The organism is Microbispora sp. NPDC049633 (genome assembly GCF_040675265.1).
GTDB classification, from domain to species: domain Bacteria; phylum Actinomycetota; class Actinomycetes; order Streptosporangiales; family Streptosporangiaceae; genus Microbispora; species Microbispora maris.
The window spans coordinates 1-14,542 of the sequence record NZ_JBFAOO010000034.1 but is presented as its reverse complement, the minus strand read 5'-3'; the positions used below and the strand labels follow the sequence as shown (position 1 = coordinate 14,542).

Here is a 14,542-nt window from a genome sequence, read left to right as displayed (position 1 = left end):
CCGCGTTCTTGTGTCTGTCACAACAGACCAGACGCGATCGGGGCGGGAATGGTCACACCGCTTCTTCGCAGCGGGGTGAATGGTGACGGCTCAGCAGCCTGTGCCGCAGGTTGAGCGGTCCTCAGGGACCGAGGGCCACCGGAACGGTCGCCCGGGATCCTCAGAGGGGCCGGAGCCGGGCGTGCAGGAGGCAGAACTCGTTGCCTTCAGGGTCGGCCAGGACGTGCCAGCTCTCGGTGCCGGTCTGGCCGACGTCGGCGGGCCTGGCGCCCAAAGCGAGCAGCCGCTCCAGCTCGGCGTCCTGGTCGCGGTCGGTGGGGTTGACGTCGATGTGCAGCCGGAGCTTGCCGGTCCGCGGGGCGTCGCTGGGGCTGAGGATGAGGGTGGGCTGCGGGCCGCCGAAGCCGGCGTCGGGCGGCCCGATCTCGATGCTCCCGTCGTCCTCCCGGCCGAGTTCGACGTAGCCGAGGACCTTGCTCCAGAACTCGGCGAGCAGCTCGGGGTCGGCGGCGTCGATGACCAGCTCACTGATGCGGCATGCCATGCCCGACAGTGTACGTAGACGACCCCGTAGTCGATCTACGCCGGTTCAGACGTCGAAGCGGACTCTGATCGCCATCCTGGCGACGTCGGCCGGAGGGTTTGCCGCGCCGGCCGCAGCAGCGGCACAAGCCCGGCTTGTGCTGATTGCTTATAGTAGTTATGGAAATACTCTCTGTCATCGACGACAGAGAGGCTCAGCATGAGCGGACAGAACGAGCAGCAGATCGCGGAGGCGCTCCGGGCCGCGCCGCCCATCATCCTGGCTCCTGGCCCCAAGGAGCCTCCCACCCAGCTCCCACCGGTGCCCGACGATGTCTGGGCTCTCCCCGGTGGTACCGCCTGGGTGTACTACGGGGAGCGCAACCGGGCTCTGACCGCCCCAGTGATCATGGCTGACGGCTTCAACACCGGGCCCAGCACGCCCGAGTTCTCCTGGAACGCCCTGGAGTTCGGTGGCTACCCGCTCCTCAGCGAACTACGCAGGCGCGGCAAGGACGTCGTCCTACTCGGTTTCACCGAGCGCAGCGCATCGATCCTGGACAACGCCGAAGCCGCCATCGCCGCCATCCGGGAAGCGATCGCGCGGCGACAGGGCAGCCATCCGCTCACGGTCGGCGGCTTCAGCATGGGCGGCCTGGTCACCCGGTACGCCCTGGCCAAGATGGAAAGCCGAGCGAGGGCGGGGGACTCCCATCAGACGGCGCTGTACTTCTCCTACGACAGCCCGCACCGCGGCGCCTGGGTGCCCATCGCCCTGCTGGCGTTCGCCCACTACATCCGCAAGCTCGACAGCCGGTTCTCCGACCAGATGAACAGCCGGGCCGCGCGTCAGTTGCTGTGGCAGCACATCGCGGGCTGGCAGGACGAGCCCGACACCGACGAGGAGCGCAAGGAGTTCGTCGCCGCACTGGAGCGGGTCGGCAACTGGCCGCGAATGCCCCGTCTGATCGGTGTCGCCAACGGCGTCGGCTCAGGCCAGGGCAACGGCATCGCCCCCGGCCAGACCGCCCTGCGCGGCACGGGCGCGGCCGTCAGCGGCACCGATCTGCGCAGCCAGTCGACGGGCGACGACTCGCTGGTCGCCACCCTTCGGGTCGTGACTTCGCAGCGGCCGGAGATCCGCACCATGGACATGCCCGACATCGACAGCGCCCCCGGTGGCATGCTGGAGGGCTTCGGCATCCTCGCCGACGCACTCAACAAATTCACCGGCCTCGGCCTGGGCGTGGACAACCCGATCCGCTCGCACTGCTTCGTCCCGGCGGTCAGCGCCGTCGCCATCCGTGACATCGCCACCAACGACGATCTGTACGTCAACATCCACAGCCTCCCTCCGGACGCGAGCGAACTGGACGAATTCAAGCTCGCGTCCCAGAACGAGGGGCACACCGCGATCACCGAAGAGCTCTGCACCTGGATCATGGAGCGGCTTCCTTAGAGAAGCCGCCGTCGCAGGACTGAGGGGAAGGAAACCGGCGGATCCCGCATTCGCGTGGTGCACGCGAACAGTCGGTGAACCGGGGTCTGACGACGCGCCCGGCGGACCACCAACAGAGCGTGCGTTGGTGGTCCGCTAGCCCCGAAGGCAGGAGCAGGGCGTGAGGACTCAGACGTTGAAGCGGAACTCGACGACGTCGCCGTCGCGCATCACGTAGTCCTTGCCCTCGATCCTGGCCTTGCCCGCGGCCCGGGCGGCGGTCATGGAGCCCGCCTCCACCAGGTCGTCGAACGAGATGACCTCGGCCTTGATGAAGCCGCGCTGGAAGTCGGTGTGGATGACCCCGGCGGCCTCGGGAGCGGTGGCGCCCTTGCGGATCGTCCAGGCCCGGGCCTCCTTGGGCCCGGCGGTCAGGTACGTCTGCAGACCCAGCGTCTCGAAGCCGACCCGGGCGAGCTGGGCGAGGCCGGACTCCTCCTGGCCGACCGACTGCAGCAGTTCCAGCGCCTCGTCGTCGGGCAGCTCCACCAGCTCGGACTCGATCTTGGCGTCGAGGAACACGGCCTCCGCCGGCGCCACGATCGCGGAGAGCTTGGCCCGCAGGTCGGTGTCGGTCAGCTCGTCGGCGTCGAGGTTGAAGACGTACAGGAACGGCTTGGCCGTGAGGAGGTGGAGCTCGCGCAGGTCGGCGAGGTCGATCCCGGCCGCCTTGCCCCCGGCGTACAGGGTGGTGCCGGTGTCGAGCAGCTTCGCCGCGGCCTCGGCGGCCTCCAGGAGGACCTTGCGGTCCTTGTTGGTGCGCGCCTCCTTCTGCAAGCGGGGCAGCGCCTTCTCGATCGTCTGCAGGTCGGCGAGGATCAGCTCGGTGTTGATCGTCTCGATGTCGCGCTCCGGCGCCACCTCACCGTCCACGTGGGTGACGTCGGGGTCGGAGAAGACCCGGATGACCTGGCAGATCGCGTCGGTCTCGCGGATGTTGGCGAGGAACTGGTTGCCCCTGCCCTGTCCCTCCGAGGCGCCCTTCACCAGGCCCGCGATGTCGACGAACTCGACCTTGGCCGGGAGGATGCGCGCGGAACCGTAGATCTCCGCCAGCTTGTCCAGACGCGAGTCCGGCACGCCGACGATGCCCACGTTCGGCTCGATCGTGGCGAACGGATAGTTGGCCGCCAGGGCGTTCGCGCTCTTGGTCAGGGCGTTGAAAAGCGTGGACTTGCCGACGTTGGGCAGGCCGACGATGCCGATGCTCAGGCTCACGTACCCCGAGTTTAGGGGTCTCGGTGGGTGCGCCGGACATCGACGGCCCCGTGCTTCGACTCGGCCCGCTCCCAGGCGCGCCTCCCTGTTTGGCACGCCAATGCCTGAAATCATCCAGACCGTGGATGTCGTGGCACTCGTACTGGGACTCGCCGTGGGGCTGGTGATCGGCCTCGCGCTGGCCGCGGCGCGGACCGCGGGCCGTACCGCCCAGGAGGCCGCCAGGGTGGCCGAGGCCGAGGCGAGGACGCGGGCGGCCGAGGACAAGGTGGCCTACATGGAGAACCAGCTCACCGAGCGGTTCCAGGCCATCTCCGCGCATGCCCTCGACGTGGCCAACCTGCGCTTCCTCGAACTCGCCGAAAACCGGCTCAACACCACGAGGGCCGAGGCCGCGGGCGATCTCGACCAGCGCAGGCAGGCGGTCGAGAACCTGGTCGCGCCGCTCCGGGAGACCCTCGCGAAGGTGGAGAGCCAGCTCAGGGAGAGCGAGTCGGGCGCCCGCGCCGCCCGCGCCGAGCTGAGCAAGCAGATGGAGTTCGTACGGCAGAGCTCCGAGCGGCTCAAGGCGCAGACGGACGCGCTGGTGCGGGCGCTGCAGCGGCCGGAGGCGCGGGGGCGCTGGGGAGAGCTGCAACTGCGCCGGGTGGCGGAGATCGCGGGGATGGCCCGCTTCTGCGACTTCGACGAGCAGGTGAGCGCCGTCACCCGCGACGGCGTGGTCCGGCCCGACATGGTCGTACGGCTCAGCGGCGGCAAGAACGTGATCGTGGACGCGAAGGTGTCGCTCGCGGCCTACCTGGACGCGGCCGAGGCCGCCGATCCCGACTTCGCCTCGGCGCGGCTGGACGCCCACGCGCGGCACCTGCGCGAGCACGTGGACCGGTTAGCCGCCAAGTCCTACTGGCAGGCGTTCAGCCCGTCGCCCGAGTTCGTGGTCCTGTTCATCCCCGGCGAGGCGTTCCTCGCGCCCGCCCTGGAGCGCGATCCGGGGCTGCTGGAGTACGCCATGCGCAGGCGCGTCCACATCGCCACTCCGACGACGCTCGTGACGATGCTCCGCACCGCGCAGTACGCCTGGCAGCAGACCGCGGTCAGCGAGAACGCCAAGGCCGTCTTCGACCTCGGCAAGGAACTGTACGACCGGCTCGGCGGCCTCGGGCGGCATGTGGACAGCCTGGGCAAGGCGCTCACCCGAGCGGTCACCGCGTACAACCAGACGGTCGGCTCGCTGGAGAGCCGGGTCCTGGTCAGCGCGCGGAGGATGAACGACCTCGGCCTGGTGGACTACTCGCTCGACGCCCCCGCGGCGGTGGAGGAGGTCCCCCGGCCGGTCGCCATCCCGGAACTCGAAGGTGAAGAGCGGGTAAGCCCCCCACCCCCGCACCCTCAGAACGGTAAATTGACGCGAGACTTGTCGTAAGGGGGGCCCGATGACAGGCACCGGTCGAGCGGGGCTGCGGCTGACCGCTCGGGGGGCGATCGTCATGCTCTTCGTGATCACTTTGGCGGGCATGCCGTTCCTGCCCGGGCCCGTGTTCGTGGCCGGCTGCCTCGCGACGGCCCTGCTGGTCCGCCCCCGGGACCTGCTGCCGCTGGTGGTGACGCCTCCGCTGGTCTTCTTCGCCGCGGCCCTGCTGGTGGAGCTCGTACGGGCGCTCGGGTCCGGTTCGATGCTCAAGGCGTTCGGGCTCGGCATGTTCACCGCGCTGTCGTCCGGCGCGCCGTGGCTGTTCCTCGGGTCCGCGCTGGCCCTGGGGGTCGCGTGGTTCCGCGGGCTGCCCGCCAACTTCAGGGAGCTGCGCGGCGCGCCGGCGCCCGCCGCGGCGCCGGCCTCCCGCTCCCGCCGTGGCCGCGCGTTCGACCCCGAGCCCGAGGGCTACTTCGAACCCCGCGTGTACGGCAGGGCCGCCGACGAGTGACCCCGGCGGGTCAGACCGCGCGGAGGTCCTTGCGGAGCTCGTGCGGCAGGGCGAAACGCATGCTCTCGTGCACCGACTCGACCTCCTCGACGTCGGTGAACCCGTGGCCGGCCAGCTTGGCGAGCACGCCCTCCACCAGTTCCTCCGGGACGGAGGCGCCGCTCGTCAGACCGACCGTGCGCACGCCCTCCAGCCACTCGTCCCGTACGAACGAGGCGTCGTCGACGAGGTAGGAGGCGGCGGCGCCGTAGTCCTTGGCGACCTCGACCAGCCGCTTGGAGTTGGAGGAGTTGCCCGAGCCGACGACGATGACCAGGTCGGACTCGGCGGCGATCCGCTTGACGGCCGTCTGCCGGTTGGAGGTGGCGTAGCAGATGTCGTCGCTCGGCGGGTCGATGAGGTTCGGGAAGCGCGTCCGCAGCCGTGCGACCGTCTCTGTGGTCTCGTCCACCGACAGGGTCGTCTGGGAGAGCCAGACCACCTTCTCCGGGTCGCGTACGGACACTGCGTCGACGCCGTCGAGGCCGTCCACGAGCTGGATGTGCTCCGGCGCCTCGCCCGAGGTGCCCTCGACCTCCTCGTGCCCCTCGTGTCCGATGAGCAGGATGTCGTAGTCCTTGGCCGCGAACCTCTTGGCCTCGTTGTGCACCTTGGTCACCAGCGGGCACGTCGCGTCGATGGTGCGCAGACGGCGGCTCGCGGCCTCCTCGTGCACGGCCGGCGCGACACCGTGGGCGGAGAAGACGACGATGGCCCCCTCGGGGACCTCCTCGGTCTCCTCAACGAAGACGGCGCCGCGCTCCTCCAGCGTCTTCACGACGTGGGTGTTGTGCACGATCTGCTTCCGTACGTAGATGGGCGCGCCATACTGCTCCAGCGCCCGTTCCACCGCCTGCACCGCGCGGTCGACTCCCGCGCAGTAGCCGCGGGGCTTGGCGACCAGGACACGGCGGGTCGCTGAGGTCTGCACGTCCATGTTCCTATGCTATGTGGAACGCGAGCCGCTTCTTGACCCTGGTCTTGCAAGACTGGGTGTACCAGATACACATCTCCCCGGGAGCCGAAATGTCCGTCCTTAGAGCAATAACAACAGTGCTTCAGACCGCTCTGAACGGGGTCGGACAGGCACTGGTGGCCGGCGACAAGATCAAGACCACGATCAAGCAGCGCTTCGCCGGTGGTGAGGCGCAGGACGGCGAGCGTCCCGAGACCGCCGACGCGACCGGGACCGAGCAGGCCACCCCCCAGTCCACCGCCCGGTCCACCGCAGAGGCCACCGAGGAACGGACCGAGCCCCGCAAGCCCGTCATCTACGCCCCCCGTCCGAGCAAGACCGAGCAGGCCGAGCAGGCCGAGCAGAGCGAGCAGGCCGACGCGGTGACCGCCGAGACGCCCGCGGCGGCCGAGGCGGCAACGCCGAAGCCTGCCCCGGCCGAGGAACCGGCGAAGACACCGGCGAAGACACCGGCGGAGGCAGCGGTGGAGGCACCGGCGGCGGAGCCCGCCCCGGCCGAGACGGCGCCCGCCGAGGCCGAGCCCCCCGTCACCGCCGAGGCCGCCCCCGCCGAGGCGCCCAAGAAGCCGCGCGCCCGCAAGGCCGCCGCCAAGCCCGCGAAGACGGCCGAAGCCGCGGAAAGCGCCGAACCCGCAGAGACCCCCGTGACCGCTGAGACGGCCGAGACCGGCGAGGCCGCCCCCGCCGAGGCGCCCAAGAAGCCGCGCACCCGCCGCGAGGCCACCGCCGAGACGCCCGAAGCCGCATCTCAGACCCCCGAAGCGACCCCCGAAACGACCCCCGAGGCCGCGGCCACCGCCGCGCCGAAGGCCACCAGGACCCGCCGCAAGGCCGCCGGCTCCCAGGCGCCGGAGAGCCCCGCCGAGGCGACCGCGGAACAGCCCGCCGGGGAAGCCGCCGTCGAGACCGCCCAGCCCACCGAGTCTGCCCAGTCCACCGAGCCGGCTGAGGCCGCCGAGCCGATGCCGGGCTACGCGAACCTCTCCGTGGCGTCGCTGCGGGCGCGGATGCGCGGCAAGTCGGCCGAGCAGGTGCACGCGCTGCTGGACTACGAGCAGGCGCACCTGAACCGCCCCGAGGTGGTCCGGATGTTCCAGAACCGGCTGTCCAAGCTCCAGTCCGAGTCCTGATCCCCGAGCCGCCCCGCCCCGTGCCCGCCCGGCCGCCGGTGGATTGTCGGCGGGTACGGCTAGCCTGCAGGTGCGAACGGCGAGCGTACGGCGGGTGACGCGGCCGGGTCAGGCGAGGAGGGCACTTGAGCGCGAAGACGTCCCCGGAGGCGCCCCTGCCGATCAGGTCGGTGCTGCAGATGGTCGCCCAGTGGATCGGCAAGCTGGGCACCGTCTGGGTCGAGGGGCAGATCACCGAGCTGACGGCCCGGGGCGGCACCGTCTATTTGACGCTGCGCGACCCCGTGGCCAATGTCTCGGCGCGGATCACCTGTGCGCGGGCCGTCTACGAGGCGAGCGTGCCGCGTCCCGTGGACGGCGCGCGCGTCGTGATGCACGTCAAGCCGGACTTCTGGGTCAACAAGGGCTCATTCGCGTTCACGGCCCTGGAGATCCGCCCGGTCGGCATCGGCGAGCTGCTGGCCCGGCTCGAACGGCTCCGTCAGGTGCTGGCGGGCGAGGGTCTGTTCAACGTCGACAGGAAGAGACGGCTGCCGTTCCTGCCGGGCACCGTCGGCCTCGTCTGCGGACGGGACTCGGCGGCCGAGCGCGATGTGCTGGAGAACTCCCGCCGCCGCTGGCCCGCCGTCCGCTTCAAGGTGGAGCAGGTCGCCGTCCAGGGGCCGTACGCCGTGGGCGAGGTGACCGAGGCGCTGCGGAAGCTCGACGCCGACCCCGAGGTCGACGTGATCGTCATCGCCAGGGGCGGCGGCTCGCTGGAAGACCTGCTGCCGTTCTCCGACGAGTCGCTGGTGCGGGCCGTCGCGGCCTGCCGCACGCCCGTGGTGAGCGCGATCGGCCACGAACAGGACAGCCCGCTGCTCGATCTCGTGGCAGATGTGCGCGCGTCGACCCCTACGGACGCGGCCAAGAAGGTGGTTCCCGACGTGGGCGAGCAGCTCACGCTGATCCACCAGCTGAGGGACCGGGGCCGCCGGGTGCTGCGCGGCTGGGTCGACCGCGAGATGTCGTGGCTCGAGTCCGTCCGTTCCCGGCCGTCGCTCGCCGATCCCGTCCGGGAGCTCGACCGGCGGGCCGAGCAGGTCGACGCGTTGCGCCAGCGGTCCAGGCGTTGCCTGTCGGCGTCCCTGGACCGCTCGGCCGATTCGCTGGAACATCTCAGGGCCAGGCTCGTGGCCCTCTCCCCCGCCGCCACTCTGGAGCGCGGTTACGCCATCGCGCAGCGCCCCTCCGGTGAGGTGGTCCGCCTGGCCGGGGACGTCAAGCCGGGCGACGAGTTCACGATCCGCTTCTCCGACGACCGCGTGACGGTGACCGCCCAGGACGCGTGACCGTGCGGGGACGGTCCCGGCGGGTCAGATCTCGAGGCGGACGTCGTAGGCCACGAGCCAGGCGTTCATCTGCAGGATGCCCTCCAGCGAGGTCCGGGCGCCCTGCAGGCTGACCGCGCCCAGGGGCTGGTCGAGCATCTTCCGCACCCTGTCCGCGTCGACCAGGCAGCCGATGGCGGAGTCCCCGTCCAGCACGCGGGTGACCTCGGCACGCAGCGCGCGCTCGTAGGCCGGGTCCTGGGTCGAGGGGTAGGGCACCTTGCGGCGCTCCACCACCGAGCGGGGCAGCACGTCGGCCGTCGCCGCGCGCAGCAGGCTCTTCTCGTGCCCGTCGAAGGTCTTCATCGCCCAGGGGGCGTTGAAGACGTACTCGACCAGGCGGTGGTCGCAGAACGGCACCCGGACCTCCAGGCCCACGGCCATGCTCATGCGGTCCTTTCGGTCGAGCAGGATCTGCACGAACCGGGTCAGGTGCAGGTAGCTGATCTCCCGCATCCGCTTCTGCAGCCCGGTCTCCCCCGGCACCCGCGGCACCTCGGCCAGCGCCCGCTGGTAGCTGTCGGAGCGGTAGGCGGGGATGTCGAGCTTGCGCAGCAGTTCCTCGTTCAGGAACTCGCCCCGCGTGGACAGGCCCGTCTGGCCCTGGATGGCGAGCCACGGGAAGGTGCCCGAGTTGACCGCCTGGGGATCGTGGAACCACCGGTAGCCGCCGAAGACCTCGTCGGCGGACTCTCCCGACAGGGCCACCGTCGAGTGCCCCCTGATCGCCTTGAAGAGCAGGTAGAGCGAGGTGTCCATGTCGCCGATGCCGAGCGGGAGGTCCCTCGCCCGCAGGACGGCCGCGCGGACGGCGGGATCCATGAGGTCGGCCGAGTTCAGCACGATGTCCGAGTGGTCGGAGCCGACGTGCCGTACGACGTCCCTGACGTACGGCGTGTCGGGGGTGTCGCGCATGTCGTCGGCCTGGAAGTTCTCGCTGTAGCCGGCGAAGTCGACGGAGAAGGACCGCACCCCGCCCTTGCCGGCCAGCGCGCGGGCCGCGAGCGCGGTGACCGCGCTGGAGTCGAGACCGCCGGACAGCAGCGTGCACAGCGGCACGTCGGAGATGAGCTGCCGCTCGACGATGTCGTCGAGCAGCTCCCGCACGGTCCGGATGGTGGTCTGCAGGTCGTCGGTGTGCTCGCGGGACTCCAGCCGCCAGTAGCGCCGCTTGCTCAGGCCCTCGCGCCGCAGCTTCACCACCTGGCCGGGCCGCACCTCGCGCATGCCGCGGAAGACGGCGGACTCGGGCGTCTTGACGAAGGCCAGGATCTCGCGCAGGCCGTCGGCGTCGATCACCCGCTCGGCGAGCGGGTTGGCCAGGATGGCCTTGGGCTCGGAGCCGAACAGCACCCCGTTCGGGGTGGGGTAGTAGTACAAGGGCTTGATCCCCATACGGTCGCGCACGAGCAGCAGTTCCTCGCGGCGGGCGTCCCAGATGGCGAAGGCGTACATGCCGTTGAGGCGGGAGACGAAGTCCTCGCCCCATTCGAGGTACGCCTCCAGGACGACCTCGGTGTCGCTCTGCGTCCGGAACCGGTGCCCGCGCTGTTCGAGCTCGGCGCGCAGCTCCCTGAAGTTGTAGACCTCGCCGCTGTAGGTGAGCGCGGCCACGACCTCGCCCTCTGCTCCGGCGGTCATGGGCTGTCGCCCGCCCTCGATGTCGATGATGGCCAGCCGCCGGTGACCGAACGCGACGTGCGGAGCGAGCCACGACCCCTCGGCGTCGGGCCCCCGGCACGCCATCGTGTCCGTCATGGCCTGCACGGTCTCCCGTTCGCGACGAAGGTCGCGTCCGTAGTCCACCCAGCCGCTGATTCCACACATAAGGATGACCCCCCGATCATCGCCCCCGAAGATGGTTAGTACATCTAAATAACGGACTAATCACCCTCTTTATGCCCATAGCGGACAGCTCTAAGGGGCCCCGGAGTGTCGGCCCCGGCCTCTAAGGTGGGGGACGTGGCTGAGGACAAGCAGACCCCGTCGGACAAGCAGGCCCCGTCGGACGAGCAGACGCCGTCGTACGAGAAGGCCCGCGAAGAGCTGACCGAGGTGGTGCGCCGGCTGGAGACCGGCGGGCTCACGCTGGAGCAGTCGATAGAGCTGTGGGAGCGGGGAGAGCGGCTGGCCGCGATCTGCGAGGAGTGGCTCCAGGGCGCCCGCGCGAAGCTGGCCGCCGCGATGGCCCAGCGCCAGGAGCCCCAGCCCAACGGCCCGGAGGAAGCGCCCTTCTGACCCCGGTGGCCACCCGCCGACGACGAACCTAGGATCGCCGCGCGCGACATCGGCAAGGCCGAGCTTGGCCTGCGTGCGCGTTCCGAGCGAGAGCAGGGCCGGCACGCGGACGCGAGCCTTGACCAGGGCGCGGCGGTCACCGACAACCGTCGCGGAGAGCTGACCATCGATCACGCCCGGACCCGTTGTCCAGGCCGGCCCGGATCTCGACCATGGCAGGAGGATCACCAAAAGTAAGGACCGTACGCATGAACTCGGTTGTCATACGCCGGCTCAGCGGCGCGGACTGGCGTACCTGGTGCCATCTCCGACTCGCGGCACTCGCCGACGCGCCCGACATCTTCCACGGGGACCTGGAAGAGGAACGCGCTTACGACGAAGCGCGGTGGCGCGAGTGGACCGAGGACGGTGTCAAGGTGGCCGCGTTCGACGCGGACGTGCCGGTCGGTGTAGCCGCTGGGCGTGTCCCGGCAGACCGAGCCATGGTCGTGGAACTCTTCGGCATGTGGGTGCGTCCCGACGTCAGAGGCAGGCGGATCGCCGAGCGCCTCGCGCTGGAAGTGCTGGCCTGGGCGCGGGAAACAGGACGCCCCCGGGTGGAGCTATGGGTCATCTCCGGCAACAAGCCAGCGGAACGCGTGTACCGGCGGCTCGGATTCCACGACACGGGCGAATACGAACTCCATCCGCGTGACCCGGGCCTGCGCAAGTACGTCATGGCCAGGGGAACAGCGGACGGTGACGCCTGATCCGCCTCTGTGACTCGCGCAGGGACGGGGGTGACGTCTACCGGGCTGGACTCCAAGACAGACCTTCACGTTTACCTGCGGGACGCGCGCGAGGCCCTGCTGCGAAACCTTGAAGGCTTGTCGGAATACGACCTTCGCCGTCGATCGCACCGTGGGCCTGCGGGACGGAGACGCCGACACACCGCTTGTGGACCCGGCGTGGTGGGAGAGCCATCGTGACCGGGTGGAGCGCGTTGCGCAGGAAGCCGATCGAGGCGCTCGAAGGCAGCTTGCTCTCTTAGGCGTTCCAGAGGGCGGCGAGCTGCCGGGTGGCCAGCCGGGACGGCACTGCGCGCAGCGACGTGTCACGCAGCCACGCGGCGACGCCGGTCCGGGAGGTCAGCCGTGACTGCCGGGCCGCCGCCAGCATCATGCGATTGGCTCTGGGCCTGCGCTCGGCGTCGTAGCGCAGGAGCCGCTCGGCGACGTCCACCGGCTCAGCGCCGCTCGGGTGGCGACCCAAGTGGCGACCCAGGTGGCGACACAGTGCCGCCGCGTCTTCGAATGCCTGACTGGCGCCCTGCCCGAGGTCGGGCGGCATGGCGTGCGCGGCGTCGCCGAGAAGCGCGATCCTGCCGACCGCGAACGAAGGCAGGGGTTCGGCCAGGCGGGCGATCGGATCGACGTGGATGGCGGTGGGCGGGGTGGCCTCGATCAGCGTCGTGACGAGGGGGTGCCAATCGGCCATCAGGGACAGCATCCGCCGGCGCGCCTCGTCCGCTCCGGGCGGCGTGCCGTGCAGGGCGGAGTCGGTGAACCAGTACAGGCGGTCCTCGCCGGCGGGGAACAGGCCGAACATCGCCCCACTCCGGCGGTCGACCAACTGGCTTGCGAGCAGCTCCTCGTCCAGGCCGGGCGGACGGGGCAGCATGCCGCGCAGGTCCATGCGGCCGGTCCGCCGCAGCCCGGGGTGGGCGGGGAACAGCTGTGCGCGCAGCGCGCTTCCGATGCCGTCGGCCACGATCACGGCGTCCGCCCTCGCGACGGGTTCTCCCTCGCTGATCACCGTCACTCCGGCGGGGCCGGGCTCCAGTCGTTCGACCGGAGTCGCGGTCCGCACCAGCTCCGGCGGCAGCGGGGCGCGGAGCGATCGGTGCAGTTCCGCTCGCTCGATCATGACGGGCGCCCCGATCTCCTGCCGCGCCCGGGCCATGTCGGTGACCAGCAGCGGCCGTCCGCGCCAGTCCCGCAATCCCCCGTGGGTCACCCGCATCACATGCCCGCGGACGTCTTCGGCCAGCCCCAGCGCTTCCAGGGCGCGAAGCCCGTTGGGCATGACCACGATCCCGGTGCCCGCTTCCCTCAGCTCGGCGTCCCGTTCGAAGAGTGTCACCTCATGACCCAGGCGATGCAGCCCCACCGCCGCCGCCACTCCGCCGAGGCCGGCGCCGACCATCACGATCCGCACGAGACCTCCCGATAGGTTCACTACGATCGTACTAGTACGGATATTGGTAGCATGGCCCCATGCCGCCCACCAACGCGGCCCGGCGCCGGGCCCTCACCGATGCCGCCATCGAGTTGCTGGCGTCAGCGGGCGTGCACGGCCTGACCCATCGGGCGGTGGAGAAAGCGGCGGACGTCCCGCCGGGAACGGCGTCGAACTACTTCCGCAGCCGGGAGGCGCTGCTGGTGGCCGCCGCGGAGCGCATCGCGGAACTGCATCACGAGGACACCGGTCGGGCCGTCAAGCAGCCGGCGACGCTGGTCGACCTGCTGACGGAATCGTTGTTCACAGCGGCGACCACACTCCGCGGCCGCTACCTGGCGATCTTCGAACTGCGGTTGGAGGCCGCGCGCCGGCCGGTGCTCGCCTCGGCGCTCGCGGGCCTGCAGGAAACGGCGTCGCCGATCAGTGCGGGGCACCACGACGAACTCGGCCTCGACATCCCACGCGAGAGGATCCCCGCCTTGATCGCGCTCTACGGCGGTGCGCTGTTCACCTTGGTCGGCGCACCACCGGAGCACGTCAGCAGGGACGTCGTGCGGAGCATGGTCGAGGTCATCGTGCACGGCTGTATGCCGCGGAGGTGAGCGTACGTCCGGCGTGACGGCAGGGTCGTCAGACGCCACGCCGCCGCGCGTCTACCTCGATCTCGATCTTCATGCGGGGGTCGGCCAGGCCGCACTGCATCATCGTGGCGGCCGGCCGTACCTCGCCGAACCGGCGGCGCAGGACCGGCCAGCACGGCTCGAAGTCGGCCCGGTCGGGCAGCAGGTAACGCACCCGCACGACGTCGGCGAAGGTGCACCCCGCCTCGGACAGCGCCGCCTCGATGTTCCGCAGGCACTGCTCGGCCTGCTCCACCACGTCATCGGAGATCGTCATCGTGGCGTAGTCGAAACCGGTCGTTCCGGACACATGCACCCGGTCGCCGTCCACCACGGCCCGGGCGTAGCCGATCTGCTCCTCGAACGTCGAACCGCCGAGGATCGCGCGTCGCTCTGTCATGCGCCAGAACGCTAGGCCGAGGCGTGCCGATACGTCTAATACGTCCTCGGACATCGCCTGATATCACTGGGCGTATGGAGCGCCCCGAACTCCCCCTGGCGCAGGTGCACGCTTTCGTCGTGCTCGCCGAGGAACTGCACTTCGGCCACGCGGCCGCCCGCCTGGGCATCGCCCAGCCACCGCTCAGCCAGCAGATCCGCCGCCTGGAGGACAAGGTCGGCCACGCGCTGTTCACCAGGGAACCGGGACGTGTCGCCCTGACCGCGGCGGGCCGCGAGCTGCTGCCCGCCGCCCGGCGCGCTCTCGCCGATCTCACCGACGGGCTGTCCGCCGCCAGGGCCGCCGGCAGCGGCCGGACCGGCCGCCTGCGGATCGGCTTCGCCGCCTCC

Annotated in this window: 15 protein-coding genes; 9 read left to right on the top strand and 6 right to left on the bottom strand. The window is 70.6% G+C overall.

Annotation, left to right across the window (positions count from 1 at the left end):
• Nucleotides 1-160: 160 nt before the first annotated feature.
• Nucleotides 161-544: a VOC family protein gene (locus AB0J39_RS11870; RefSeq protein WP_363463490.1), complete on the bottom strand. Its 384-nt coding sequence runs from the start codon at nucleotides 542-544 to the stop codon at nucleotides 161-163.
• A 198-nt stretch (nucleotides 545-742) separates the two neighbouring features.
• On the opposite strand from AB0J39_RS11870, the gene AB0J39_RS11865 reads away from it, so the two are divergent.
• Nucleotides 743-1,981 carry a hypothetical protein gene (locus AB0J39_RS11865; protein WP_363463488.1) on the top strand — a complete coding sequence of 413 codons (1,239 nt, stop codon included), beginning with the start codon at nucleotides 743-745 and terminating at the stop codon, nucleotides 1,979-1,981.
• 168 nt (nucleotides 1,982-2,149) lie between these two features.
• Here the strand turns inward: AB0J39_RS11865 and ychF are convergent, their stop codons facing one another.
• Complete coding sequence (gene ychF, locus AB0J39_RS11860; protein WP_363463486.1) at nucleotides 2,150-3,238, bottom strand: redox-regulated ATPase YchF; 1,089 nt, start codon at nucleotides 3,236-3,238, stop codon at nucleotides 2,150-2,152.
• A gap of 121 nt (nucleotides 3,239-3,359) precedes the next feature.
• Between ychF and AB0J39_RS11855 the strand changes: the two genes are divergently transcribed.
• On the top strand, nucleotides 3,360-4,661 hold the full coding sequence (locus AB0J39_RS11855; protein ID WP_363463484.1) for a DNA recombination protein RmuC: 1,302 nt from the start codon (nucleotides 3,360-3,362) through the stop codon (nucleotides 4,659-4,661).
• 10 nt (nucleotides 4,662-4,671) lie between these two features.
• A complete protein-coding gene (locus tag AB0J39_RS11850) occupies nucleotides 4,672-5,160 on the top strand; it encodes a DUF6542 domain-containing protein (RefSeq protein WP_363463482.1) in 489 nt (162 codons plus the stop codon).
• 10 nt (nucleotides 5,161-5,170) lie between these two features.
• Here AB0J39_RS11850 and AB0J39_RS11845 read toward each other — a convergent pair whose 3' ends face one another.
• Nucleotides 5,171-6,136, bottom strand: a complete 966-nt coding sequence (locus AB0J39_RS11845; protein WP_363463480.1) for a 4-hydroxy-3-methylbut-2-enyl diphosphate reductase — start codon at nucleotides 6,134-6,136, stop codon at nucleotides 5,171-5,173.
• A gap of 116 nt (nucleotides 6,137-6,252) precedes the next feature.
• On the opposite strand from AB0J39_RS11845, the gene AB0J39_RS11840 reads away from it, so the two are divergent.
• Nucleotides 6,253-7,305, top strand: a complete 1,053-nt coding sequence (locus AB0J39_RS11840) for a hypothetical protein (RefSeq protein WP_363463479.1) — start codon at nucleotides 6,253-6,255, stop codon at nucleotides 7,303-7,305.
• Nucleotides 7,306-7,430: 125 nt separating this feature from the next.
• A complete protein-coding gene (gene xseA, locus AB0J39_RS11835; RefSeq protein ID WP_363463477.1) occupies nucleotides 7,431-8,636 on the top strand; it encodes an exodeoxyribonuclease VII large subunit in 1,206 nt (401 codons plus the stop codon).
• Nucleotides 8,637-8,660: 24 nt separating this feature from the next.
• On the opposite strand, the gene asnB is transcribed toward xseA, so the two are convergent.
• The gene (gene asnB / locus AB0J39_RS11830) at nucleotides 8,661-10,502 is read right to left on the bottom strand and encodes an asparagine synthase (glutamine-hydrolyzing) (protein WP_363463475.1); all 1,842 of its coding nucleotides are present in this window, start codon (nucleotides 10,500-10,502) and stop codon (nucleotides 8,661-8,663) included.
• Nucleotides 10,503-10,637: 135 nt separating this feature from the next.
• Here asnB and AB0J39_RS11825 point away from each other — a divergent pair, with 135 nt between their 5' ends.
• Both AB0J39_RS11825 and AB0J39_RS11820 read left to right on the top strand, forming a co-directional pair.
• On the top strand, nucleotides 10,638-10,913 hold the full coding sequence (locus tag AB0J39_RS11825) for an exodeoxyribonuclease VII small subunit (protein WP_363463474.1): 276 nt from the start codon (nucleotides 10,638-10,640) through the stop codon (nucleotides 10,911-10,913).
• Between the two features lie 248 nt (nucleotides 10,914-11,161).
• Nucleotides 11,162-11,662 (top strand): GNAT family N-acetyltransferase, encoded by a 501-nt coding sequence (locus tag AB0J39_RS11820; RefSeq protein WP_363463472.1) that lies wholly within the window; start codon nucleotides 11,162-11,164, stop codon nucleotides 11,660-11,662.
• A gap of 277 nt (nucleotides 11,663-11,939) precedes the next feature.
• On the opposite strand, the gene AB0J39_RS11815 is transcribed toward AB0J39_RS11820, so the two are convergent.
• Nucleotides 11,940-13,109, bottom strand: coding sequence for an FAD-dependent monooxygenase (locus AB0J39_RS11815; RefSeq protein ID WP_363463470.1), 1,170 nt, complete (start codon nucleotides 13,107-13,109; stop codon nucleotides 11,940-11,942).
• Between the two features lie 59 nt (nucleotides 13,110-13,168).
• Here AB0J39_RS11815 and AB0J39_RS11810 point away from each other — a divergent pair, with 59 nt between their 5' ends.
• Nucleotides 13,169-13,735 carry a TetR family transcriptional regulator gene (locus AB0J39_RS11810; protein ID WP_363463469.1) on the top strand — a complete coding sequence of 189 codons (567 nt, stop codon included), beginning with the start codon at nucleotides 13,169-13,171 and terminating at the stop codon, nucleotides 13,733-13,735.
• A gap of 28 nt (nucleotides 13,736-13,763) precedes the next feature.
• Here AB0J39_RS11810 and AB0J39_RS11805 read toward each other — a convergent pair whose 3' ends face one another.
• The gene (locus AB0J39_RS11805) at nucleotides 13,764-14,153 is read right to left on the bottom strand and encodes a RidA family protein (RefSeq protein ID WP_363463467.1); all 390 of its coding nucleotides are present in this window, start codon (nucleotides 14,151-14,153) and stop codon (nucleotides 13,764-13,766) included.
• Nucleotides 14,154-14,227: 74 nt separating this feature from the next.
• Between AB0J39_RS11805 and AB0J39_RS11800 the strand changes: the two genes are divergently transcribed.
• Nucleotides 14,228-14,542: LysR family transcriptional regulator (locus tag AB0J39_RS11800; protein WP_363463465.1), on the top strand; the 315-nt coding region annotated here is incomplete at its 3' end.